Below are 23,774 nucleotides of genomic sequence, written 5' to 3'. Positions count from 1 at the left end.
ACCACCGTCGAGCGGGCCCGCGCGCCGGCAAGGCTGGCGTGAGCGGGCTCGCGCGGCCCCTTGTACGGCTCTCTGTACGGCGGGGCCGCGGCCCGCGCTCACTTACACGGCTTGTACGGCTTGTCGTACAGCGAGTAGTCGCTCGCCTTCTTGACGGAGTTGAACTTCAGCTGCCGCGCCTTGGCGCAGAAGCTGCCCGGCGAGGTCTTGTACTCCACCTGGAAGACCGGCTTGCCCGCCCTGACGAAGGCCGACAGCTCGCCGCACTCCTTGTACTGGAAGCACTCCTCGTTGACCGCGTAGTCGAAGACCGACACCAGGTCCTCGATCTGGCTGAGGTCGTTCTTCAGCGCGACGGACAGGCCCTTGCGGTGGGCCAGCGCGGCCAGGGCCTTGTTGTAGACCAGCTGGGTCTGCGGGCTGATGTCCCAGCCGGTGACCTCCTCGCCCTCCTCGTGGGCGTGCACGACGTCGAACTCGACCCCGTCGAAGCCAGCCTGGACGCACTTGTCCACGCGCGGCTCCATCATCTTCAGGAGGAAGTCACGCTGACCCTTGTCGTTGTTGATGTTGGCCCAGCGCTCGTTCGGGAACTCCTCGCTGAACGGCTTGCCGAGCAGGGAGTTGCCGTGGCTCTTGTGCCAGTCGACGAACCGCTGGTAGTCGGGCCTGAACTCCTCGATCGACCCGGCGTCGATGTAGCAGATCGCCTTGGCGCCCCTGGCGTGGATGGCGTTGACCGCCGCCGTGTTGATGGTGGTGTTGTTGCCCGCGATCTCGGCGTCGACGTAGAGGTCGATGTCGAAGACGGTCGGCCGCACGCAGGCGCCGCCGGTCTGCGGGACCTCGCAGATGTCGACGTTGATGCCGCCGGTCGCGGCGAAGGCCTTGTTGCCCTGGAGCTGGTACTGCCAGCGGCTCTGCACCGGCGGGCGCCAGATCGCCGCGCTCGCCGACGCCTCGGAGCCCGACCTGGTGCCCGACGTGATGCTCGGGGCGGCTGTCGTGGTGGCCTCGGCGGACGCCGTGAGGCCGAGTGCGGCGACCGGCAGTAAGGCCGTGACCGTGGCCAACCGGGTGTAGATCGATCGGAGAAGAACCAACGCGCTCACCTTCTATTCCACATAGCGGAATGATATTCCGCCACCAAGGAAATCGGGCAAGATCGGAGGTTGTCAAGCTTCCTGTTGATGTCAAGAGTTCCGCAAATCGGATGAATGCCGCGGCTATCCGATCTTTCCGTATAGCGGAACCCTAGTCTGTATCGCGGATGGCTGGCTATACTCACCGCACGCAGTGGGCCCTCTCGCCCGCCGTGCTCTGTGGAGGGAACCCCATGGCACGCATCGTCTTCATCGGCGCCGGCAGCGTCGAGTTCACCAAGAACGTCCTCTCCGACATCCTGACATTTCCGGAGCTCGGGGAATCCACCCTGGTCCTACACGATATCGACCCCGAGCGGTTGGCCACTGCCGAGGCCATGGCCAACTGGATGGTCACCGAGCTCGGCCTGGGCGCCAAGGTGGAGGCGCACCTCGACCGCCGGGCCGCCGTGGACGGCGCCGACTACGTGATCAACGAGATCGCCGTCGGCGGACACGCCGCCACCCGCGTCGACTTCGAGATCCCCCGCCGCTACGGCCTGCGCCAGACGATCGCCGACACCCTCGGCATCGGCGGCATCTTCCGGGCGCTGCGCACGATTCCGGTGATGGTGGGCCTGGGCAACGACCTGGCCGAGCTGGCGCCGGACGCGCTGCTGCTCAACTACACCAACCCGATGGCGATGATCCCCTGCGCCGTCTACCAGGGGACCCCGTTCAAGAACGTCGTCGGCCTGTGCCACTCCGTGCGCGACACCCAGGCCAGGCTGGCCTCGCTGGTGGGCATGCCGGAGGAGGAGGTCTCCTTCGTCACGGCGGGCGCCAACCACCAGGCGTTCGTGCTGAAGTTCGAGCGCAACGGCCAGAACCTGTACCCGGCGCTCGACGAGGTCATCGCCAGCGACCCCGAGCTGCGCAGGACCGTCCGCGTGGAGATGTACCGCCGCTTCGGCTACTTCCCCACCGAGTCCAGCGAGCATGGCTCGGAGTACCTGCCCTGGTTCCTGCACCACGACGACCAGGTCGAGCACTTCCGCATCCCGGTCGAGATCTACCTGCGCTGGTCGGAGGAGAACCTCGACACCTACGAGGAGACCAGGCGCAGGCTGGCCGCAGGTGAGGGCGTCGAGATCGAGCCCGCCATGGAGCTGGCCTCCGAGGTGATCCACTCCATCGAGACCGGCACCCCGAGGGTCGTCCACGGCAACGTGCGCAACGACGGCCTGATCGCCAACCTGCCCGGCGACGCGTGCGTCGAGGTGCCGTGCCTGGTCGACCGGTCCGGCATGCGCCCGACCAGGATCGGCGAGCTGCCGCCCCAGCTGGCCGCGCTGAACAGGACGTTCCTGAACGTGGGCGAGCTGACCGTGAGGGCGGCCCTCGAAGGCCGCCGCGACCACGTCTACCATGCCGCCATGCTCGATCCCAACGCGTCGGCGACGCTCACGCTCCAGCAGATCCACGATCTCGTCGACGAGATGATCGCGGCCCACGGCGACCTGCTGCCCGAGGGTGTCCGATGAGGCGCGCGCTGGCCGCCGCCGCGGTCGTCACCCTGGTCGTCGGCGGGGCCGCCGCCGGCTGCGGCGGTGGCGGGGGCACGCAGGGCGAGCAGGCGAGCGGGCCCGTCGAGATCACCATCTGGCACGGCCAGGAGGACGCCTCCGCCAAGTCGATCGAGAAGCTGGTCGACCAGTTCAACCGGAGCCACCCCGATATCAGGGTCAACACCGAGTCCGGCGGGGCGACGGCGGACGGCATGCTGCCCAAGATCACCGCGGCGCTCACCTCCGACGCCTACCCCGACATCGCCTACCTCTACGGCTCCTGGGCGCCCAACATCGCCAGGAACCCCAAGACGGCCGACCTCACCGCGTTCGTCAAGGACCCGGCCGTCGGCTGGAACGACTTCTGGGCCAGCGAGCGCCAGGCCGTCACCATCGGCGGCAACGTGATCGGCTTCCCCGCCGTGGTCGACAACATGGTCGTCCTCTACAACAAGAAGGTGCTCGCCAAGGCCGGCCTCCAGCCGCCCAAGGCGGGCTGGACCTGGGACGACTTCAGGGCCATGGCCAAGCAGGCCACCAGCGCCAAGGACGGCGTCTTCGGCACCACCTGGCCGATCAGCGGCGGCGAGGAGGCGGTCTGGGGCCTGTGGCCGATGGTCTGGCAGGCCGGTGGCGACATCCTGTCGGCCGACCACAAGAAGGCGGCCTTCAACTCCGCGGCGGGACAGCAGGCGCTCGGCAGGCTGCGCGCCATGGCGGTCGACGACAAGTCCGTCTACCTCGACTCCAGCCCCGCGGAGAAGGGGCAGAAGCTGTTCGAGTCCGGCAGGCTCGGGCTGTTCCTGTCGGGGCCGTGGGTGCTGCCCGACCTGCAGGCGGCGAAGGTCGACTACGGCGTCTCGCCGCTGCCCGGCACCAACGGCAACCACGAGACGATCTCGGGGCCCGACAACTGGGTGGTCTTCGAGCACGACGAGCGCAGGGTCAAGGCGGCCGCCACGTTCCTGGCCTGGCTGACGGCCGCCCAGCAGCAGCTGGTGTGGATGAGTGACACGGGCTCGCTGCCGATCAGGGAGTCGATCACCAAGCTGCCCGGCTACCAGGACTACCTCCGCAAGTACCCGGGCATCGACGTGATCTCGGCCAACCTGGCCAACGCCAAGCGGGTCAGACCGGCGACCACCCGGTACCCGAGGGTGTCCGCCTTCGTGGCCGAGGCCATCGCCCAGGCCCTCCTGGGCAAGAGCGACGCGAAGAGCGCCCTCGATCAGGCGGCCGCCAAGTCCGACGCGGCGCTGGCCGTACCAGGATCATGAGCAGCACCGTGATCGAGGCCTCCGCCGCCGCGCGCAGGCGCCCGAAGGACCGCAGGAGGCTCGGTGACAACCTCGCCGGCTGGTCCTTCGCCGGGCCCGCGACGCTGGTCATCCTGGGGTTCTCGCTGGTGCCCATGGCGTGGGCGCTGCTGCTGTCGTTCACCGACTCCGACCTGATGACGCCGGGACGCAACGTCGGGCTCGACAACTACCGGGCGCTGCTGGAGGACCCGGTCTTCTTCCAGGCGTTGCGCAACACCGGGCTGCTGCTGGTGCTCTACATCCCCGCCTCGCTGGTGGCCGGACTGCTGGTCGCGGTGCTGCTGAACAGGAAGGTGCGCGGAATCGGGTTCTACCGGACCTGCTTCCTGGTGCCCTACATCGTCTCGGCCACCGCGACGGGCCTGCTCATGGGCTTCATCTTCGACCGCGACTTCGGCCTGGCCAACGGGCTGCTCGCCAAGCTGGGGCTGCCCATCCAGGGGCTGCTCAGCAGCCCCTCGCAGGCGATGTTCGTCCTCACGCTGATCTTCTTCTGGACGCGCTTCGGCTTCTCGGTGGTGATCTACCTGGCCGCCATCCAGGAGATCAGCAAGGAGGTGATGGAGGCCGCCGCGATCGACGGCGCGGGACGGTGGACCACGTTCAGGCGCATCATCGTGCCGTCGGTACGGCCGATGACGATCTTCCTGGCGGTGTGGGGCGTGATCGACGCGCTGCAGTTCTTCGACCTGGTCATGACCACCACGAAGGGCGGCCCCGCCAACGCGACCGTGACCATCGTCTACTACGTCTGGCAGCTGGCCTTCACCTACTCCACCGCCGGGTACGGCGCGGCCGTGGCGTACGTGCTGTTCGCCGGGACCCTGCTGCTGATCGTCGCGGGCCTGCTGGTCGCGCGGCGGAGGGGAGCCACGGCATGAGAGGGCTGCGCCTGCCCAGCAAGTGGCATCTGGTGCTGGTGCCGATGTCGGCCGTGGTCATGCTGCCGTTCGTCTGGCTGGTGCTGAGCTCGGTGATGACCCAGGCCGAGCTCAACAGGTTCCCGCCGGCCATCTGGCCCGAGGGCATCGACCTGGGCGGCTACCGCACGGTCGTCGAGCGCTCGAACTTCCTGCGTTGGTTCCTCAACAGCGTCATCGTGTCGGGGGCGATCGTGCTGGCCCAGGTCGTGCTGTGCAGCATGGCGGGCTACGCCTTCGCCAGGATCAGGTTCGTCGGCTCCAAGCTGGTGCTGGTCCTGGTCATCGCCACGGCGCTGATCCCGTTCCAGCTGACGGTCATCCCCACCTTCCTGATCTTCAACAAGGTCGGGCTCACCGACACGCTCGGCGCGCTGATCGTGCCGCAGCTCAGCTCGGCGGTGGGCATCTACCTGATGACCTCCTTCTTCCAGTCCTTCCCCAAGGAGCTGGAGGAGGCCGCGCGCATCGACGGCTGCTCGCGCGTGGCGGTGTTCTACCGGGTGGTGCTGCCGGTGGCCAGGCCCGCGCTGGCGGCGCTGGCCGTCATCACCTTCATCACCGCGTGGAACGATCTGTTCTGGCCGCTGGTGGCGATCAACTCGGAGGACAACTACACGGTCCAGGTGGGGCTGACGACCTTCCAGGGCCAGCACCGCGCCGACTGGCCGGCGATCATGGCGGGCACGGTGCTGACCACGCTGCCGGTGCTGGCGGTGTTCCTGTTCGGCCAGCGCCGCTTCGTCCAGGCGCTGACCGGCGCGGTCAAGGGCTGACTCCGATCGTCCGGTGGGGCTCCCACCGGACGGTCAGATCGTCTCGGCCACCGCCCGCTTCAGGACGTTGCCCACCTCTTCCAGCCTGGCGGTCGACATCCGGTCCTTGATCGCGGTCACGCTCACCGCGGCGACGGGCGCGGTCCTGCCCATGAAGACGGGGGCGGCCACGCACCGTACGCCCGGCTCGTTCTCCTCCAGGTCGAGCGCGTAGCCGCGCTGGCGCACCTGGTCGAGGTGGGTGGCCAGCTTCGCGGGGTTCGTGATCGTGTTGCGGGTCCTGGCCGACAGCGGGCCGTACCTGTCGGCCCACGCCCTGATCGCCTCGTCGGTCGGATACGTCCAGGCCAGCAGCGCCTTGCCGACGCCCGTGCAGTGGGCGGCGTTGCGGCCGCCCACGACCGAGGTCATCGTGATCGACCGCACCGCCTCGACCTTGTCGAGGTAGACGACCTCGCTCCCATCGAGCATGGCCATGTGCACGGTCTCGGTGAACTCCTCGCTCAGCCGCAGCAGCAGCGGCCGCACGAGCGTGCGCAGGTCCATGGTCTCGTAGAACCGGAAAGCGGTCGCCAGCAACTCGGTGCCGAGGAAGTAGGGGCCGCCGGGCTCGGGCTGCGCGGCGAACCCGCGGTGCCGCAGCGCTCCGAGCAGTCGGTGCAGCGAACTCTTGGGCAGGCCGAGCCGGGTGGCGAGCTCGTCGAGCGTAACGCCCCTGCTGTGTTTTCCGATCTCCTGCAGGATGAGCAGGGCGCGATCGACGCTGCCGACGGGGGACTGGGCCTCAGCCACGACACTCTCCTCCAAGTTCCGCTTTGTGGAATGCTAGCGCGTCATGCGGAACTTGGCGCATTCACGTCACCCGAACGATCCGGGCCTCCGTGAGCACACCCCGCTCAATCGTCAACATCCCGATCGTGCCGTACGGCTGGCGGCGCCGGTCGGTGGGTGAGCCCGGGTTGAAGATGCGCAGGCCCTCGCCCGACTCGTCCAGCGGGATGTGCGAGTGCCCGAACACGACGAGCCCGGCGTCGGGGAACAACCGGCGCATCCGCCCGAGCCTGCCCTGGGCCGGGCCGCTGTCGTGGATCATGCCCACCCTGAGCCCGTCGAGAGTCACCTCCAGCGTCTCGGGCGCCACCACGTCAGGGCCGTCGTTGTTGCCCTTGACGACGTGCACCGGTGCGAAGACGGCCAGCTCCTCCAGCACCGACGGCACGCACACGTCGCCCGCGTGCAGGATCGCGTCCGCGCCGCGCAGCCGGTCGGCCACCAGCGGCGGGCACGACTTCCAGCGGCGCGGCGCGTGCGTGTCCGACAGCACCACGACGTTCACGGGCTGCCCCTACCCGTCAGCCGCCGAAGTACGTGACCGCGTTCTTGGTGGCCACCGACGTCCACGGCACGATGAGGACGGCGCCGCCCCGCTCGAACACCCTGGCGTTGTCGCCCTCGGTGCCGAACTCCTGCGGCAGCGTCGCCACCGGCGTCGCCTTGCCCGTGGCCGCGTCGAGCCGTACCAGGCGGGGAGGCAGGTCCCGCCGGTCGCCCACCTCCAGCGCCAGCAGCCCCTTGTCGTCGGCGCGGACGTAGGTGAGCTTGGTGGCGTTGGTGCCCGACGACTCCCACAGCCGCCTGCCCGTCTTCAGGTCGAAGGCCAACGCCGTGTTACGGGAGCGCAGCGCGTCCGGCACGTTCTCAGGGAACGACGCCAGATACAGCCGGTCCTTGTGTACGGCGTAGCGGCGCTCCTCGGCCATGCCATCGAAGAAGGCGACCTTGTTCATGGCCAGCAGGTCCACATGGCCCGCCTTGACCTCGACCGTGCCGCCCTTGTCGTCGAACGCGATGAACGTGTCGTCGCCCCCGCGCTCCACCTGGACGATGACGGGGTCGGCCGACAGGACCGACGGGCCGAGGCCGAGCTCGCCGATCGGATAGCGCTTGACCGGCTTGCCGCTGCGCGGGTCCAGCACCTCGACCCGGTTCGTGGCGCCCTCGCCGAACCCGCAGTCGTAGAGCGTGACCACGCGCGCCGCGACCGCACGGACGTCCTCGAGATGGCAGCCCTCGGGCGGCGCGACGGTCCACCGCTTGGCGCCGTCGGACAGGCGGTGGCCGTAGACCGTCTCCTGAACCGACAGCACCACCATGTCGCCGGCGCTCAACACCTGAGGTGCGGTGATCATGTTGGCCAACCTGGACTTCTCCGCAGGAATCTTGATCTTCCAGGTGAGCTTGCCCTTGGCCGCGTCCACGCCCGCCAGGTGGTCGCACATGCTGGCGTCGCCGTACGCGACGGCGCCCTTGCCCGACACCAGTTCCCCGGTGGCCCCGCAGAGCTGCTCGCCGGGGGAGGGCACGCCCCACGCGCGCTTGCCGTTCTTGAGGTCGTAGGCGAGCAGGCCGTCCTTCTGCGCGCGGATGATCGTGGTGTCGGTCAGCCAGGCGGCGAAGGCCAGGCCCGTGGTGAAGTCGGAGCTGCCGGCGTTCGTCAGCGGCACCGCCCACTGGCCGAGCGCGTCGCCGCCCTGCGCGTCGCCCTGGGCCGTGGCCTGCCGGGAGCCTGACCCTCCGCCGGCGACGAACCACGCGGTGCCCGCGCCCACGGCCAGCAGCACCACGAGGCCGAGCGCGACGAACAGCGCGGTGCGGCCCTTCTGGCGCGGCCGGCCGGGCTGCTGCTGCTGGGGGTACGGCTGGCCGGTCGGGTACGGCGGCTGCTGGTTCCACTGCCCGGGCTGAGGAGCAGGGGGCGGCCCATAGGAAGGCCCGGTCGCCGGACCGTAGCCGGATTGCGCCTGCTCAGGCGCTTGGTAGCCGGTTTGCGCCTGGCTGTGCCCGTAGGCGGGCTGTCCCTGGTGCGGTGGCCCGTAGCCCGGTTGCCCCTGGTTGGGCGGTCCGTAGCCGGGCTGCGGCTGCTGGCCGGGCTGGGTCGGATGGGGTGGTCCGTAGCCGGGTTGCGGCTGGTAGCCAGGCTGTGCCTGGTTGGGTGGCGGTCCGTATCCGGGTTGCGGCTGGTGGCCGGGTTGTGCCTGGTTCGGTGGGCCGTAGGCGGGGTGGCCCTGGTTCGGGGGGCCGTAGGCGGGTTGCCCGCCGTTCGGGGGCGGTCCGTATCCGGGCTGCCCGCCGTACTGGTGGTCGTTGTGCTGGTCGCTCATCCGCGTTCCCCCTACGCCAGGTGGCGGCGGACGTAGGCCGCCCACTGCCGCTCGAACTCCGCCTTGCTCACGCCCAGCACCTCGAACAGCGCCTCCTCGCTCTGGTCGCCCTTCGCCTTGTACGCCGCGGCCACCCCCTCGGCCACCTTGCGCTCGCCGTACTTCTCGGCGATGTGGCGCATGGCGAGGTTGCCCATGAAGTAGTGGGCGCTGACGAGGTCCTTGTACTCCCAGAACACGTTGTCGGGCAGCCTGCCGTCGAACGGCCTGGCCAGGCGTCCGGCCAGGTAGGCCCGGCCGTTCTGGTAACGGCGGATCTGGTCGACGCGCAGGTGCCGCGTGGCGACGTAGTCGGCGAAGCCCTCGACGATCCAGTTGGCCTTGCCGAACAGGGAGAACTCGGCACGGTCGAGGGTCGCGACCAGCGAGTGGGCGATCTCGTGCTGGCTGATCTCCTTGATTCCCGCCGTGTCATCGAAGAAGCCCGAGGTGGTGTCGAGCACGATGCGGCTGCCGCCGATCTTGATCTCGCTACCGGCGCCGCCCCAGCTCGGCATCGGGATCGACACGCCCGCCTCGTGCGCCTTCGCCTTGCGGAACAGGTTGCCCAGCTGCGTCTGGCCCTTGGCCAGCGCGACCACGAACCCGACCGGCACCGCGGCGTCCGGCGGCCCGTTGCGCCGCCAGTAGTCCAGGTCGGTGGCGGTGGCCTGGGCGACGGTCGGCGCGATGCGCCTGGCCAGCGCGGCGTCCTCCGGCCTGGCCAGCACGATGCTGCGGCCCGCCTTCACCACGGCGACGTCGGGCCAGATGTCCCACGGGCCGGGGTAGTAGACGGACTTGGAGCCCTCACCGCTCGTGATCGGCGGCGGGGCGCCGCCCACCTTGGTGACGACCAGGGGAGCGTCGGCGGACGCCTTCTTGATCGTCCAGCGGTACCACTCCGACACCGGCTTCAGGTCGATGCCGGTGAACCGGTGCACGAACGCGATGTCCTGGGTGAAGGTCACGCCGCGCCCGAAGTTGTCCTCGGCCCGGCCGGTACGCCTCAGCGTCTGATAGGAGATCTCGCTCAGCGGCATCTTGCGCAGGTTGGCGAAGACCCTGGCCTGGCCGCGGACCAGGGCACCGTTCTTCTGGTCGAAGATCGAGGTGAACGCCTTGGCGTCGCCGGAGGTCAGCGCCTCACCGTGCGACTTGAGCAGCGCCGCGATCTCCTCGTCGGTGACCACGACCGTGTTGGGGTCCCCCTGGCCGCTGGCCTCCGCGCTGGCCTGCCCGTTGCCGGGGGCCCTGGTCGGGGCCGTCTCGAGCGCGGTCGTGGAGTCCCCTCGGTCCTTCAGGACCAGCCCGACTCCCGCGCCCGCGGCGATCACCAGAACCAGGGACAGGACGCCGAGCGTCACCCACAGCCCGGTCCTGCGCCTGGGCGGCGGCGGGGGAGGAGGGGGAGACTGCTGCCACTGCCCCTGCTGTCCCTGTTGCCACTGCGTCTGGTACTGCTGCTGCCCCTGGTACTGCTGCCCCTGTTGTCCTTGCTGCCACGGTGGTGGCGGCGTCGGATACTGCTGCTGAAAACCGGGCCCCGTCGTCACATTCGCCCCGTTAGCACTGGTAGGTCACGAAAAGGCGAAAATCGTATCAGCGGCCGCGAATTCGGGACGTGCACGGGTGAGCGGATCAGTCCAGCGCCATGCGGTGCCCCGCGTGGAAGCGGCGATAGCCGGAAGGCGCGCGGGGGTGGACCCGCCCGCCGGCCGCGCCAGATCGACGGGGCGCAGTGCCGCCCTCTCCCGATCCATACTGCCTGCCTCTGCCCCCCGGGTTACACATGCCGTTGAAGGTTCGCGGCCCCGCTGCCCACGTCGGCCTGCGGAGCGCGCGCGAAAGTTTGTACGGATACGTCAATGAGAAACTTGAAGGCATGATGCCGGCGACCGCGGGCGCGCTCGTCGTGCCGCCCCGGCCGGATGAACTGTCCCCCCAGCATGGAAAGGTCTCCGTGGTTTCCAGCCAGCAGGCAAGCGACATCCCCCACTACGACCTCCGCGGATCCGATCACACCACCGCGGACGGCCACGACCTCATCCAGGTCCGTGGCGCCAGGGAGAACAACCTGACGGGCGTCTCCCTCGACCTCCCCAAAAGGCGGCTCAGCGTCTTCACCGGCGTGTCGGGCTCCGGCAAGTCGTCACTCGTCTTCGACACGATCGCCGCCGAGTCGCGGCGGCTGATCAACGAGACCTACACCGCGTTCGTCCAGAACTTCATGCCGAACCTCAACCGGCCCGACGTCGACGCGCTGCACAACCTCAGCGCGGCGATCATCGTCGACCAGGAGCGGATGGGCGCCAACGCGCGCTCGACCGTGGGCACCGCCACCGACGCCCACACGATGCTGCGGATCATGTTCAGCCGGATCGGCGTCCCCCACGCCGGCCCGCCCTTCGCCTTCAGCTTCAACAGGGCCGAGGGCATGTGCCCCGAGTGCGAGGGGCTCGGCAAGGTCTCCGACATCGACGTCGACGAACTGGTCGACAGGGAGCGGTCGCTGAACGACGGGGCGATCAAGGTCCCCGGCTTCGCGGTCGACACCTGGTACTGGCAGCTGGTGGCCCACTCCGGCTTCTTCGACCCCGACCTCAAGCTCCAGGACTACACCCCCGAGCAGTGGGCGGACCTCCTCCACAAGCCCGCCACGAAGGTCAAGATCGGCACCACCAACCTCACCTACGAGGGGCTGGTCACCAAGGTCAGACGGCTCTACCTGACCAAGGACCGCGACTCGATGCAGGCGCAGGCGCGGGCGTTCGCCGATCGGGCGGTCACGCTCACCAGCTGCCCCGCCTGCGGCGGCACCCGGCTGAACGAGGCCGCCAGATCGGCGTTGATCAACGGCCACAGCATCACGCAGTGCTCGGCCATGCAGATCAACGACCTGGCCGCGTTCGTCCGCGGCATCGACAACCCCGCGGTCGGGCCGCTGCTCACCACCCTCCTCGAAACGCTCGACTCCCTGGTCGAGATCGGCCTCGGCTACCTCAGCCTCGACCGCGAGTCCGGCACGCTGTCCGGCGGCGAGGCGCAGCGGGTGCGGATGGTCCGCCACCTCACCTCCAGCCTGAGCGACGTCACCTACGTCTTCGACGAGCCCACCGCGGGGCTGCACCCGCACGACATCCAGCGCATGAACGGCCTGCTGCTCAGGCTGCGCGACAAGGGCAACACCGTCCTGGTCGTCGAGCACAAGCCGGAGACGATCGCCATCGCCGACCACGTGGTCGACCTCGGCCCCGGCGCCGGCGCCGCGGGCGGCCGCATCTGCTACGCCGGTGATCTGGACGGCCTGCGCGCGTCGGACACCCTGACCGGCCGCTACCTCGACCACCGGGTCGGCCTGCGCGAGAAGGTGCGCGAGCCGGACGGATGGCTGCCGATCAAGGGCGCCACGCGGCACAACCTCCGCGACGTCAGCATCGACATCCCGCTCGGCGTGCTCACCGTCGTCACCGGCGTCGCGGGGTCGGGCAAGAGCTCCCTCATCCACGGCTACGTCGCCGGGCGCGACGGCGTGATCGTCGCCGACCAGTCGGCCATCCGCGGGTCCCGCCGCAGCAACCCGGCCACCTACACGGGCGTGCTCGACCCGATCAGGGCCGCCTTCGCCAAGGCCAACGGCGTCAAGCCCGGCCTGTTCAGCGCCAACTCCGAGGGGGCGTGCCCGGCCTGCAAGGGCATCGGCCTGATCTACACCGACCTGGGGATGATGGCCGAGGTGGCGTCGGTGTGCGAGGAGTGCGAGGGCAGGCGGTTCACGCCCGAGGTGCTCACCTACCGGCTGCGCGGCAAGAACATCAGCGAGGTCCTCGGCATGTCGGTGGCCGAGGCAGGCGAGTACTTCACCACCGGCCAGGCCAGGACCATCCTCGACCGCCTTTCGGCGGTCGGTCTCGGCTACCTCGGCCTCGGGCAGCCGCTCACCACGCTGTCCGGCGGTGAACGGCAGCGGCTCAAGCTCGCCATCCACATGGCGAAGAACGGCACGACGTACGTGCTGGACGAGCCGACGACCGGGCTGCACCTGGCCGACGTCGACCAGCTGCTGGAGCTGCTCGACCGGCTCGTGGACGACGGCAACACGGTCATCGTCATCGAGCACCACCAGGCGGTGATGGCCCACGCCGACTGGATCATCGACCTGGGTCCTGGCGCCGGGCACGACGGCGGCCAGGTCGTCTTCTCCGGCCCGCCCACCGACCTGGTGGAGACGGGCACCTCGTTGACGGCCGAACACCTGCGCCGCTACATCGGCTGACGGGGGCGGGGTCGCTCCCGGACGTCCCGGAGCGACCGCCGCCGACCGGCCATGTCGTGGTCTTCAGGTCAGCGGATAGATGCGCAGGAAGTCGACCTCCATCCACGCGTCGCCCGCGCTGCCCTCGCCGGGGAACCAGTCGAGCTGCAGGCACGGCGACATCGGCCTGGTGACCGCGATCGACGACCTGAACCACTCCTGGCCGTCGATGTAGCCGACCACGCCCTCGGGGGAGCTCTCGACCGCGTAGGTGTGCCAGGTGGTCATGTCGAGGTTCGCGTGCGCCTCCTCGCGACCCGAGGGCGTGTGCATGAAGAAGTTCGGGCGCTGGCGCTCCGGGTCGTCGATGACCTCCAGGAAGTCGATCTCCTCGCCGCCGTTGGGCGCCACGCCGCCGCCTCCGCCCGCCGGCCACAGCAGCGCGACAGGATGGTAGGACCCGGCGCCCGGATACAGGCGGATGCGCGCCTCCCAGCGGCCGTACTGCTGGGTGTACCTGGCCGCGAGCCCCGCGGTGGTGCCGTCGGGCGCGCCGTACAGGAAGAGTGAGCCGTCGCCGAGGAACAGCTGGGCGGGCGAGCGGCGGCCGTTGCCCGCGTGACCCGGCGAGTCGTAGACCGCCCACTCGTTCGGGTCGAGGTAGTCGTCGAACTCGGCGCACCACACGGGCTGCCCCCACCCGCGCTGGTCGGCGAGCTGCGCGCACGGGGCGGCCGTGGCGACGCCGACGAACCCGGACGTGCTCCAGCACAGCACGGTCACCAGCCCGACGACGGTGAGGCGAGAACGCATCCCGGAGATCACGGGGCACTCCCTTCTGCCCTGGCGCACCCGGCCGCGGGCCCGAACACCCAGCACATCGTAGGACCGGCGACCGCCTGCGGGACGGTCGTTCCGGCAGACTCGCCGGTGCCGGGCTGCGGCTGGGCCGCGGGTACGCCTGCCGGGTACGGCTGCGCAGCGGGCACGTTTCCCTGGTACGGCTGCGCGGGCGCGCTTCCCTGGTACGGCTGGGCGGCGGGCGGGACGAAGGCCCACTCGGGTGTCAGCGGCCGAGCCGCCCCGATGCCCGTGGTGTTGCTGAACCACGGTGACAGGCTCCAGCACGCGGCGCTGTCCATGGTCTGGCAGCTCTGCCCGGTGGAGGCGGCGAGCGGCGGCGCCAGCGCGGGCAGCGGGAGGACGGTCCGGGTGGTGAGGGCGTTGAGCGGGTTGAGCGCCAGCGCGCGCGGCCCGACGCCGCTGTCCCGGGGCCGCACATAGGCAGTGGAGGGAAGGGGGTTCGCATCTACGGTCGGCTGGGGCGTCTGCCGCTGCGCGGGGGACGACGCCGTGTCGGGCTCCTGCTTGACCGACGGCGGTTTGGCGGGGGTGCTGTCACGGACACCGGGCTCGGCGGAGGTCCTGGGAAGCGCGGGACTGTTCGGCGTGCTCCTGGGCGCGGCGTCGCTCGACGTCGAAGGCCTGGGTACGGCACTGCTGGACGTGGAGGGTTGGGGTACGGCGGCGCTCGATGTCGAGGGTTTGGGTACAGCGGTGCTGGACGTCGAGGGTTTGGGCGCGGCACTGCTGGACGCGGAGGGTTTGGGTACGGCGCTGCTCGATGCCGAGGGCTTGGGCGCGGCGGTGGCCTTGGGTGCTGTGCTGGTTCGCGGCTTCAACACGGGGATCTTGAGCGGAACCGGGAGGGGGAGCTCCAGTTTCGCGGCATCGGAGTCGGCCGGTTTCTCGGCAGGCTTGTCCGCAGGCTTGTCGGTCGGCTTCTCGCTCGGCGCCGGCGGTTCCGCAGGCACCCGTTTCGGCGCGGGCTTGGCGGTGGCAGGTGGCTTCTTGGGGCTCTTGGACGTCGCGGGCGGCTGTGACGGGGTCGCGGTCTTCGTCGGCGCGGGTTCGGTGGGCGCCGGATCCTCATCCGTCGGAGCCGCCGTGGGCTCGTCCGTCGGCTCGGCAGTCGGCTCTGTGGTGGGTTCGGTGGTGGGTTCCCCCGTCGGCTCCGCGGTGGGTTCGGTGGTCGGCTCCCGCGTCGGCTCGGGAAGGGGCTCAGGCGCGGGCTCCGAGCTCGGCGCGAACGTCGAAACGGGACCACCGTCGGGAGCGGAGGGCTCGATGTCGGCGTGCGAGGCCCACGGCTGGGCGAGCGCTCCGCCACCCACCAGGGACACGCAGGCCAGCAGCAGGCCGGAGGCGAAGGAAAGGCGCCGGGAGGGGCGGCTTGGGGTCATGAGCGGCTTTCTCCTGGACTCACTGGGCTGGACTCACTGCGCTGGACTCACTGGGCGGGGTCGGTGCGGGTGATGGGCCGCCAGCCCGCCGCGGTGAACTGGGGGGTGCCCGGCGCGGCCGCGGGCGGCGCGGCGACGGGCCGGGCGTCGGGGGTGTTGACCCAGTCCCCGCCACGCAGCGTGGGATGCCAGGTCATGAGCAGGTTCATGGCGTACGGGCTGGAGTACAGCGGGCCTTGGTCGCCCTTGGTCGCCGTCACCTGGACCAGGACCGAGACGAGGATCTGATCCTGCGCGCGTTCCTGCCAGCGGACGCCGATCGTGCTCGACCGCATGGCCGCGCCTGCGGGCAGCGAGCCCTCCTCGGGCAGGCCGAGCGTGCGCCGCCAGCCCTTGGTTGCGTTCACCGCGCCCGCACGTGCCGCCTCCTGCTGCTCGGGCGCCGCGTACAGCTGCGCCGCCGCCGTCGCCTGGACCTCGTCGAGCGTCCAGGCGGCCTCCAGGGTCGCGGCGGCGGCCGAGGCGGCGCCCAGCTCGGTGCGCGGGAAGCCGATGGGGAAACCCGCCGCGCCGTGGTACCCGGCGGGTTCGGCGAGAGTGACAGGCTCGGCGTCCGAACCGGGACGCAGCATCCAGGCGGCGACGGCCACCGCGAGCACCGCCGCCACCGCGATCGCCACCCGGCGGACCCGGTGGCGGCGCCGTACCGGACCCAGATCCCACCGCAGGGCCGGGTCCTCCATCACGGGCGGCACTAGTGACCCCGATCAGGGCGCAGGCTGAAAGCCTGCCCCGCCGCCGCGGCCAGGCGCAGGTAGGCGCCGGCGGTGGTGGGCCGCAGCCGCAGCAGGTCGACCTCCGCGCCCTCCTTCAGGTGCGGGTCGTACGGCACGCGGATCACGGTCTTGCACCGGGCGCTGAAGTGCTGCTCCAGCAGGTCCACATCGACGTCGCAGCGCTCCTCGACGGCGTTCAGCACCACGATGGCGTTCTTCACCAGGTCGGCGTGCCCGTGGGCGGTGAGCCAGTCGAGCGTGGCCGCCGCCGAGTTCGCGCCGTCCACCGCGACCAGACTGACCAGCACGATCTGGTCGGCCAGGTCAAGCGTCGCGCCCATCGCGCCGTGCAGCAGCCCGGTGCCGCAGTCGGTGATGCAGATGGAGTAGTAGCGCTCGATCAGCCCGGCGACCGTACGGTAGTCGTCGGCGTCGAACGCCTCGCTCACGGCCGGATCGGTGTCGGAGGCGAGCACCTCCAGCCGGGCCGGTGACTGCGAGGTGAAGGCCCGCGCGTCGGCGTACCTGACGATGTGCTCGGCCTCGGCCAGCAGCGTGCGGATGGTCGCGGCGGTCTCCGACTTGACTTTCAGCCCCAGCGTCCCCCTGTCGGGGTTGGCGTCGATGGCGATGACCCTGTCACCCCTCAGCGAGGCCAGCGTGTTGCCCAGCGCGGCCGTGGTCGTGGTCTTGCCCACGCCGCCCTTCAGGCTCATGACCGCGATCCGGTGATGCCCGCTGGCCACCGGGGTCTGCGCCTGCGCGATCAGTTTGCGCCGCTCGATCTCGGCCGAAGACTCGGCGGGTATGTACCTGCGCCCCGACAGCAGCCAGACCAGCCGCCGCCAGCCGGAGGACGGCTCGGGCCGCCGGTTGGTCAGCAGGCGTTCGGCGGTCAGCGGGATGGACTGGTCGAACTGTTCCGGCTGCGACGCCGGCTTCTGCAGCCTCGAAGGGGTCTCCGTCATGGCACGTCCTTTCGCAAGGGGTCAGCAGGTGTTCCAGCGAACGCGGGTGGTGAGCGAGTCGGCGGGTCCGTGAACGGTCAGGACCGCCTCCACCGGGGACGGGTCACCGCACCAGTGGCGAAAGCGCAGCGCCCGCACCTGGACCACGGCCGGGTCGCCGTCGCCCGACGTGCCGGTCGACGGCGTGACGGCCAGGCCCGGCGCGCTGATCCGCCAGCTCACCGGCTCGCCGGGAACGTTCAGCGTGATCGTGCCCCTGCCGAACTCGTCCAGCGACACCGACGGGGGCAGCGTCAGCCGCCCCATCAGGACGTCGCGGCCGGACGAGGGAGTGAACGTCGTCTCGGGCGGCGGGCTCTGCGGCGGGCCGAGGACCTGCAAGCCGGTGATCATGCCTGCCGTACCGGCGGCGAGCATGATGGCGACCTTGACCGCGGTGCCGCGGGTGCGCGCCCCCGCGGCGGCCAGCGCCTCGGGCAGGCGGGAACGGGGCCTGGCGGGCGGCGGGCCGTCCTCCACCGCCTCGCCCTGGATCACCTGCGCCGCCGGGCCGTTCACCTGGTCGGTGGGGGACAGGACCTCACGGGCCCACACCACGGACGCCAGCGCGTTGAACAGCGGCGTGTCCTTGCCGGGCGTCGGAATGGCGGGCGGCCGTACGTCGAGGTCCGCGCCCTGCCCGGCCGGTGCGGAAGCCTGGCGCGGGACGGCGGGAGGAGCAGGATCGGGTACGGCCGGCAGCAGCGCCAGCAACTCCTCCCGCCGCGCCGCCCCGAGCGGGACCACCGGCACCTGATCGATCATCTGCGGCACGGTGTAATGGATGTTGAACGGCCGATTGCACGTCGAGCACTCGATCATGTGATGCAGCAGCTCGGCGCGCGCCGCGTCCGACCCGGCGGGGAAAGCCGCCGCCACCAGCGGGACCAGCCTCTCGCAGGTCGCCCGGCCGCGAGAGAGCGCGTCCAGCCCGCTCACCAGCGTCTCGATGAGATCCTGCGTCCTGGTCACCAGCCGGTGCGCCTCCGCCTCGGGCAGGCCGAGGACGTGGGCCAGGTCGGCCAGCGTCAGCTCGTGCCGGAACATCAGCAGCAGCGCTTCCACTCCCAGCGGGTCGACCAGCGCCCACGCCCGGTCCATCAGCTCCGCGTCCGGCAGGCCGGGGCCCGTGCCCGGGTGGTAGCCGTCCCGGTGGCCGGGGTCGGCCAGGTAGACGCCGCGCAGCGCCGCGAACAGCAGGCCGCGCTCGGAGACGCCTCCCTGGACGGCCCGCTCGGGTGCGGTGCGTTGCGGTGCGGCGCTTTTTGGCAGGGCGCTCAGCGGTACGGCCTGCTCGGGTATGCCGCTTTTCGGCACGGCGTGCTCGGGTAGGGCGCGCTCCGGGATGGCGCTCTTCGGCACGGTTCGCCAGTGCGCCGAGCCCAGCGCCGCGGCGACGGCGGCGGGCGCGGCGGCCTCGCCCAGCCGGTGGACGGCGTAGTCCATGAGGTGGTCGCCGTGCTCGCGCATCCACGCGGCGGCCATGTCAGGTCCGAGGATGGCGCGCTCCGTGTCGTGAAGAGAACTCATGGCCCCGGATCCGGGTCGACCGCGCCGGGCGCCGCGTCCCTCGGCGGGGTGCCGCCGCTGTTCGGATCGACCGCGCCGGGCGCGGCTTCGGTCGCCGGGACGCCGCCCCTGTTCGGGTCGACCGCACCGGGTGCCGGGGCGCTCCCTCGGTTCGGGTCCACCGCGCCGGATGTGGGGACGCTGCCCGTGTTCGGGTCCACCGCGCCGGATGTGGGGGCGCTGCCGCCGTTCGGGTCGACCGCGCCGGGATGCGCCTCCGGTGTGAGACCGCCGCTGTTCGGGTCGACGACGACGAGTCGCAGGTTCCGGTCCGGCAGGCCGGTGAACGTGGTCCAGTTGCTCACCTCGCCAGGAGCGGGCTCGGCGTACAGCCAGCGGATGAAGGCCGGCCACAGACACGAGTCACGCGGCAGGTTGGCGGGCGAGGCCGCGGAGACGCCCATCGCCTTGAGTTGCTGCTTGCTGTAGTCGCGGCATTCGGGGGTGCCGGGCGGAGCGATCGTGAGGTCCCACTCGCCGTTGGCGTCGGTGTAGGTCCTGCTGCCGTCGAGGCCGAGGGCCTTCTCGGCGCGGCGCATGAGCTCGGGGTCCTGGAAGATCGGCAGGCTGGCGCCCTCGGGGGTGGCGGGACGCAACGTGGTGGCGTCGGAGCCGCGCGGGCCGCTCGTGCCGGTGGCCTGCCGGTTCGGGGTGACGGCGGGCCGCAGCGAGGTGGGCATCGACGGCTGCGACGGCTTGGACGTGGCCTTCGCCGTGGACCGCGGGGTGGACCTCGGGGTCGCGGGGGCCTTGACGGTAGGTGGCGCTGATCTGCCCGTCGGCAACGCGGTCTGCGCGGGGTCCTCGCAGCCGGGGGCGATCCCGGCCGGTACGGCCGGTCGCAGCGTGGTTCCGCCGGGACCGGTCACCAGGCACTGCCGGTCGTCGGCGGGGGCCCTGCCGGGAGGCTGGACCGTGGGATGGTTCGGCGAGGTCCGGGGCACGGGCTGACCAACCGTGGGGCCGGTGGTGGGGACCCGTGGCACCGGCTGGCCGGTCGTGGGGCCGGTGGTCGGGACCCGCGGCACGGGCTGGCGGGCTGTGGGAGTGGTGCTGGGGACCCTGGGCACGGGTTGGCGGGCCGTGGGGGCCTGGTCCGGTGGCTTGGCCGTCGGGTTCTGGCGTGGCTGGCCCGACCGGTTCGGGCTCGGCGAGGTACGGCCGCGCGGATCCTGCCCCGGCGGGTTCTGACCACGCGGATTCTGGCCGGGCGGGTTCTGATCGGGCGGGGTCTGACCCTGAGGGTTCCGGCCGGGCGGGTTCTGGTCGGGTCGGTTCTGGTCGGCGGGGCGGGGGCGGACCGGCTGGAGCGGCGGGCCGCTGGGCAGCGGCTGCGCGTTCGGCTCGATGGCCCGCAGCGTGGCCCTGGGCAGGGCGGTAGCCGGAGTGTCGGCCTTCCTCTTGCCGTCCTCGGCCTTCGTGTCGTTCTCGGACTTCCTGTCGCCCTCGGGTTCGCTCTTCTTCGTCGAAGGAGGGTCGCTTCTCCTGGGCGCGGGAGAGTCGTCCCGGTCCCGCGCCGGAGGCCGTGGCGCGGGCTGGTCAGCCGTCGGCCGCGGCTCGTTCATCCGCGTGGGCGCCGGCGGATCGCTCCTCCCGGGAGCCGGATCCGGCCGGTCCGACTTCCTGGGCTCCGGCGCCTTCTCCGACGGGGTGGACCGCTCCGCCGGATTGCCGGGACGGAGCAGCGGAGGCGCGGTCGTCGCCTTGCCCAGCAGCGGGATCGACGCGCACATCTCGCCGCCTCCCGAGACCGCCATCCAGTCGACGGTCGCCGCCAGGCACAGCGGCGGGCCCCCTGAGCCGCCAGACAGCGTGCTGCCCTCGTCCGCGCCGGTCAGCGAACGGGCGGTGAGCGCGGCCGAGGAGGAGGAGGAGGAGGAGGAGGAGGAGGAGGAGGAGGAGGAGGAGGAGGAGGCCGACGACGCGGCGACCTGCTCGTCCAACTGGTAGGTCCCGGCGGCCAGGCGGAGGATCTCGGCCTGCGGCTGGGCGTTGCGATGATGAAGGAAGGTGCCGAGTCCCGCCCCGGCGCCGAACACGCCGATCGTGAGTGCTGTCGTGACGACCGTTGACCTGGAAGGTCTGCGTGGGGATGTCGCCATGGTGCTCCTCTTATCCGGTGGGTCGTCAGGTGCCGTGGCTCTCCAGTACGTCTGTCCAGTCGCCCATGACCCTGATGGGTTCGGTGGAGCCGATCGGCGGGACGTGCGCCACGTACATGCGCCCGTAGGTCGCGCTCGCCTTCTGGGCGAACGGGCGGTTGGCGGTGCGGACGGCGGCCGAGCCCTTGAGCGTCACCGTGGTGCCGGGCCGCTTGGCCGTACGGACCTCGGTGGAGCGGGCGGAGTACCAGACCAGCGCGCCGCCGTCGGCGGTCCTGAGCGCGCGCACCTTTCCGGTCAGGCGGTACGACAGGTCCAGGTCCCAGCCGGCCTTGCGGAGCTGGGCGCGTTCGCGCTGCCACCGCCGTACCGCGGTCGAGGTCCACGGGCCTTCGGCGAACCGCTCGTCCTTGGTGGCGCGCTCCAGGCTCCGCAGGTGCGCGAGCGCGACCTGTTTCGGCGTGCCACGCAGGCCGGAGGCGAACTCGTCCAGGCTCATGGCGTACCCGTCGGCGTCGACGGCGATGGCCGGCAGTTCGGGCACGGGGTTTCGGGTGTCGGCGGTCGAGGCCGCGAGCCGCCACCCCTTGCCGGTCCTGACCAGCACGTCGGTCACGCGGGCCACGCCCGGCTGGTGCATGGCGGCCACGAACCAGTCGCCCGTGTCAGCCGTACGGCGTGGCACCCACACCTTCGTGCCCGGCCAGATCCCCGCCGCCACCTCGGAGTCCCGCATCCTGGCGGTCTCGAAACCCGCCAGGGTCATCTCCAGCGCGAGCCCCTGTTCGAGCTTGCCGACGGCCTTGTCGTCCAGATCGAGCTGGGCCGCCGACAGTTCGCGCTGGAAGCGGTCGTGCACCCGCTTGGCCTCCGCGGCGGTGACCGCCGGCTTCGCCCCGTCCCCTCGCGACGGAGCGGCGGACACCGTTGGGGTTGAAGGGACGGCCGCCTGTGGCGACTGCGGCGGCGCCGACGCGGTGTCCGCGGATGGCGTGGGCGCCCACGACGATCGAATCGCGCCGAGCCCGATCCCCACCGCGGCCAGCACGACGAACACGGTCCCCGCACGAATGATCAACCGCCATGGACCGGCGGACAGCCGTTCGGGCTCCCAGTCCTCCGGCGGCCGAGGCTGCGACCTGTGCCTGGCCCGCGGGGGGATGGGAGCGGTCATGGCTGTGTCATCGGAGTGGCCGGGTGGCCAGACCTGCTTATCGGGTAAGTCCGATGGATCATGGGACACAAACCCCGATATTAGACTTACAGCTCATCCTTTCAAGGGTGATAAATGAAGTAATCGAACTTTCCACATGACATTAGAACGACATTTCGCGATATCTCTATAGAAGTGCCGAAAAAGTATAATTCCGGGCCTTGACTGAACTCTGACATGGGGCTATGGACCCGCGCGCGCGTGCAGTCCGCACAGGTGAGATCAGCTGGTAATAAGGACCTGACCAAAAACCCTGACAGCCAGGCTCTGCCTCATCGCGATCGTCGCGAAGATCGCGACGAGGCGAACGTGCAGGACGGAGAGGGGCGCCAGGTCCGAGGTGGGCGGCGTGCCGAGCCCTTCGGTGGTCCTGTCAAAAGGCGGCCCAGTGCGGCCAGTGCGCACAGCCCGGAGACCGCCATCCTGGCGATCAGATCCGTGACCGTGCTGAGCGGCGGGAACGGTCGCGGAAGTGGGGCCGGTAGTTCTTGGGCGTCGGCCACCGTCGCCTCCTGGTGTCTGGAAACCGGATCCGGTTATGCGGAGGTTTCTAGACGAATCTGGTTGCAGATCCCTTTTGTCTGACTTGCGGGCGCTAGCCGAAGATCTTGTCGCGGGCCGTGTCGAGGGCCGTCAGCACGGCTCCCTGCAGGATCGCGTTGCCCGCCACCGTGCTGCCCAGCACCCTGGTCGGCGCCGGTGACAGCTCGCGCAGCCGTTCGGCCACCAGTCCGGCCAGCTTGTCGCCACCGGCCCGCCCCGTCTTGCCGCCGAGGACGACCAGCCCCGGGTCGAGCACCGTGACCAGCGCGAACGCGCCGACCGCGATCCGCCTCGCCAGTTCGCCCACGTCGAGCCCCCGTGCCACCTGCGCGTCCACGACGTGGCAGAGCGTCGCCCCGTTCACGTCGAGCAGCCCGATCTCGCCCGCGCCGCCGGACATCCCGCGCCGCAGGCGGCCGTCGAGCACGACCGCCGCCCCGACGCCGTCGTCGAGCCACATCAGCACGAAGTCGTCGCTGCCCGCCGCCGCCCCCGAGCGGTGCTCGGCGACGGCGGCCAGGTTCACCTCGTTCTCGAGGACCACCGGAACACCCAGGCGGCGCCGTACCGACTCCAGGAAGCCCCGCCCCCAGCCGGGCACGTCGTTGCCGGATACCAGGTCTCCGGTCCGCGGATCGACCAGACCCGGCGCGCCGATCACCACCGTGTCGAGCGCGCGGCCGCCGGCGGCCGCGGCGACCGCGCTCTCCACGAGCGCGACCAGATCGGGCTCCCCTGAGACGTCGCGGTCGGCCAGGCCGCCAGGGGCGTCGGGGTGAACGTGGCCGCCCGTCCCGCCAGGGAGGTCGCGTACGGCGGTGCCGACCGTCGCGCCCGTGATGTCGGCGACGGTCACGTTGACCGCCACCCGGCGCACGTCCACACCCGCCACGTGGGCGCGGCCCGCCACGATCCCGTACAGCCTCGCCTTCGGCCCGCGCCGGTCCTCGCCGCACTCGCCGGTCACCTCGATCAGCCCGCCGTCCACGAGCCGCTCGATCAGGTCGGAGACGGTGGGCCTGGACAGGCCGGTCAGCGTGCGCAGTTGAGGGGCGGTCAGCGGGCCGCGTTCCAAGAGCAGGTCGAGGGCGAGGCGGTCGTTGATCGCGCGGGCCATGGCCGGGGTCGCAGTCTTCACCCTCCCAATAATAATCAGGGAGCCTGCCTATTACCTCTTTTCATCAGGAAGGCTTCCTGATAA

18 protein-coding genes are annotated in these 23,774 nt (G+C 70.8%); 5 read left to right on the top strand and 13 right to left on the bottom strand.

All coding sequences use genetic code 11. The features are described from left to right. Nucleotides 1-98 precede the first annotated feature (98 nt). Nucleotides 99-1,103 (bottom strand): endo alpha-1,4 polygalactosaminidase, encoded by a 1,005-nt coding sequence (locus ACFXJ8_RS22160; protein WP_379645818.1) that lies wholly within the window; start codon nt 1,101-1,103, stop codon nt 99-101. Nucleotides 1,104-1,336: 233 nt separating this feature from the next. Between ACFXJ8_RS22160 and ACFXJ8_RS22155 the strand changes: the two genes are divergently transcribed. The 4 genes from ACFXJ8_RS22155 to ACFXJ8_RS22140 are packed head-to-tail and all read left to right on the top strand — an operon-like array spanning nt 1,337 to nt 5,665. Continuing rightward, nucleotides 1,337-2,626, top strand: a complete 1,290-nt coding sequence (locus tag ACFXJ8_RS22155) for an alpha-glucosidase/alpha-galactosidase (protein WP_379645817.1) — start codon at nt 1,337-1,339, stop codon at nt 2,624-2,626. Continuing rightward, entirely contained in the window at nt 2,623-3,927 is a 1,305-nt protein-coding gene (locus tag ACFXJ8_RS22150; RefSeq protein WP_379645816.1) for an ABC transporter substrate-binding protein, read from the top strand. Before ACFXJ8_RS22155 ends, ACFXJ8_RS22150 begins: the two co-directional genes overlap by 4 nt. Further along, entirely contained in the window at nt 3,924-4,850 is a 927-nt protein-coding gene (locus tag ACFXJ8_RS22145; RefSeq protein ID WP_379645815.1) for a carbohydrate ABC transporter permease, read from the top strand. Before ACFXJ8_RS22150 ends, ACFXJ8_RS22145 begins: the two co-directional genes overlap by 4 nt. Next, nucleotides 4,847-5,665, top strand: a complete 819-nt coding sequence (locus ACFXJ8_RS22140) for a carbohydrate ABC transporter permease (protein WP_379645814.1) — start codon at nt 4,847-4,849, stop codon at nt 5,663-5,665. Before ACFXJ8_RS22145 ends, ACFXJ8_RS22140 begins: the two co-directional genes overlap by 4 nt. A gap of 33 nt (nt 5,666-5,698) precedes the next feature. Here the strand turns inward: ACFXJ8_RS22140 and ACFXJ8_RS22135 are convergent, their stop codons facing one another. The 4 genes from ACFXJ8_RS22135 to ACFXJ8_RS22120 form a co-directional block, all read right to left on the bottom strand. Beyond that, the gene (locus ACFXJ8_RS22135) at nt 5,699-6,457 is read right to left on the bottom strand and encodes an IclR family transcriptional regulator (protein ID WP_379645813.1); all 759 of its coding nucleotides are present in this window, start codon (nt 6,455-6,457) and stop codon (nt 5,699-5,701) included. A gap of 61 nt (nt 6,458-6,518) precedes the next feature. After that, nucleotides 6,519-7,001 (bottom strand): metallophosphoesterase family protein, encoded by a 483-nt coding sequence (locus ACFXJ8_RS22130; protein WP_379645812.1) that lies wholly within the window; start codon nt 6,999-7,001, stop codon nt 6,519-6,521. Between the two features lie 16 nt (nt 7,002-7,017). Continuing rightward, a complete protein-coding gene (locus ACFXJ8_RS22125; protein WP_379645811.1) occupies nt 7,018-8,826 on the bottom strand; it encodes a PQQ-binding-like beta-propeller repeat protein in 1,809 nt (602 codons plus the stop codon). Between the two features lie 11 nt (nt 8,827-8,837). Further along, the gene (locus tag ACFXJ8_RS22120; protein WP_379645810.1) at nt 8,838-10,421 is read right to left on the bottom strand and encodes a hypothetical protein; all 1,584 of its coding nucleotides are present in this window, start codon (nt 10,419-10,421) and stop codon (nt 8,838-8,840) included. A 329-nt stretch (nt 10,422-10,750) separates the two neighbouring features. On the opposite strand from ACFXJ8_RS22120, the gene ACFXJ8_RS22115 reads away from it, so the two are divergent. Further along, complete coding sequence (locus tag ACFXJ8_RS22115) at nt 10,751-13,141, top strand: ATP-binding cassette domain-containing protein (RefSeq protein ID WP_379645809.1); 2,391 nt, start codon at nt 10,751-10,753, stop codon at nt 13,139-13,141. A gap of 63 nt (nt 13,142-13,204) precedes the next feature. On the opposite strand, the gene ACFXJ8_RS22110 is transcribed toward ACFXJ8_RS22115, so the two are convergent. The 8 genes from ACFXJ8_RS22110 to ACFXJ8_RS22075 all read right to left on the bottom strand — a co-directional run bounded on the left by ACFXJ8_RS22110 (nt 13,205) and on the right by ACFXJ8_RS22075 (nt 23,711). Continuing rightward, nucleotides 13,205-13,933 carry a glycoside hydrolase family 16 protein gene (locus tag ACFXJ8_RS22110; protein WP_379645808.1) on the bottom strand — a complete coding sequence of 243 codons (729 nt, stop codon included), beginning with the start codon at nt 13,931-13,933 and terminating at the stop codon, nt 13,205-13,207. Nucleotides 13,934-13,941: 8 nt separating this feature from the next. Beyond that, nucleotides 13,942-15,363: a hypothetical protein gene (locus ACFXJ8_RS22105; RefSeq protein WP_379645807.1), complete on the bottom strand. Its 1,422-nt coding sequence runs from the start codon at nt 15,361-15,363 to the stop codon at nt 13,942-13,944. Between the two features lie 47 nt (nt 15,364-15,410). Then, nucleotides 15,411-16,109, bottom strand: coding sequence for a hypothetical protein (locus ACFXJ8_RS22100; RefSeq protein ID WP_379645806.1), 699 nt, complete (start codon nt 16,107-16,109; stop codon nt 15,411-15,413). An 8-nt stretch (nt 16,110-16,117) separates the two neighbouring features. After that, nucleotides 16,118-17,107: an AAA family ATPase gene (locus ACFXJ8_RS22095; RefSeq protein WP_379645805.1), complete on the bottom strand. Its 990-nt coding sequence runs from the start codon at nt 17,105-17,107 to the stop codon at nt 16,118-16,120. Nucleotides 17,108-17,128: 21 nt separating this feature from the next. Further along, nucleotides 17,129-18,676 carry a hypothetical protein gene (locus tag ACFXJ8_RS22090; RefSeq protein WP_379645804.1) on the bottom strand — a complete coding sequence of 516 codons (1,548 nt, stop codon included), beginning with the start codon at nt 18,674-18,676 and terminating at the stop codon, nt 17,129-17,131. Next, entirely contained in the window at nt 18,673-20,817 is a 2,145-nt protein-coding gene (locus ACFXJ8_RS22085) for a hypothetical protein (RefSeq protein ID WP_379645803.1), read from the bottom strand. The genes ACFXJ8_RS22090 and ACFXJ8_RS22085 overlap by 4 nt, the downstream gene beginning before the upstream one ends. A 25-nt stretch (nt 20,818-20,842) precedes the next feature. After that, nucleotides 20,843-21,991 (bottom strand): hypothetical protein, encoded by a 1,149-nt coding sequence (locus ACFXJ8_RS22080; RefSeq protein ID WP_379645802.1) that lies wholly within the window; start codon nt 21,989-21,991, stop codon nt 20,843-20,845. 634 nt (nt 21,992-22,625) lie between these two features. After that, a complete protein-coding gene (locus ACFXJ8_RS22075; protein ID WP_379645801.1) occupies nt 22,626-23,711 on the bottom strand; it encodes an ROK family transcriptional regulator in 1,086 nt (361 codons plus the stop codon). Nucleotides 23,712-23,774: the final 63 nt, after the last annotated feature.

The sequence above is a fragment of the Nonomuraea sp. NPDC059194 genome (assembly GCF_042754765.1).
In the GTDB taxonomy this organism is placed as follows: Bacteria; Actinomycetota; Actinomycetes; order Streptosporangiales; family Streptosporangiaceae; genus Nonomuraea.
The sequence above is the reverse complement of the archived record's forward strand: the minus strand, read 5'-3'. Positions and strand labels throughout refer to the sequence as shown.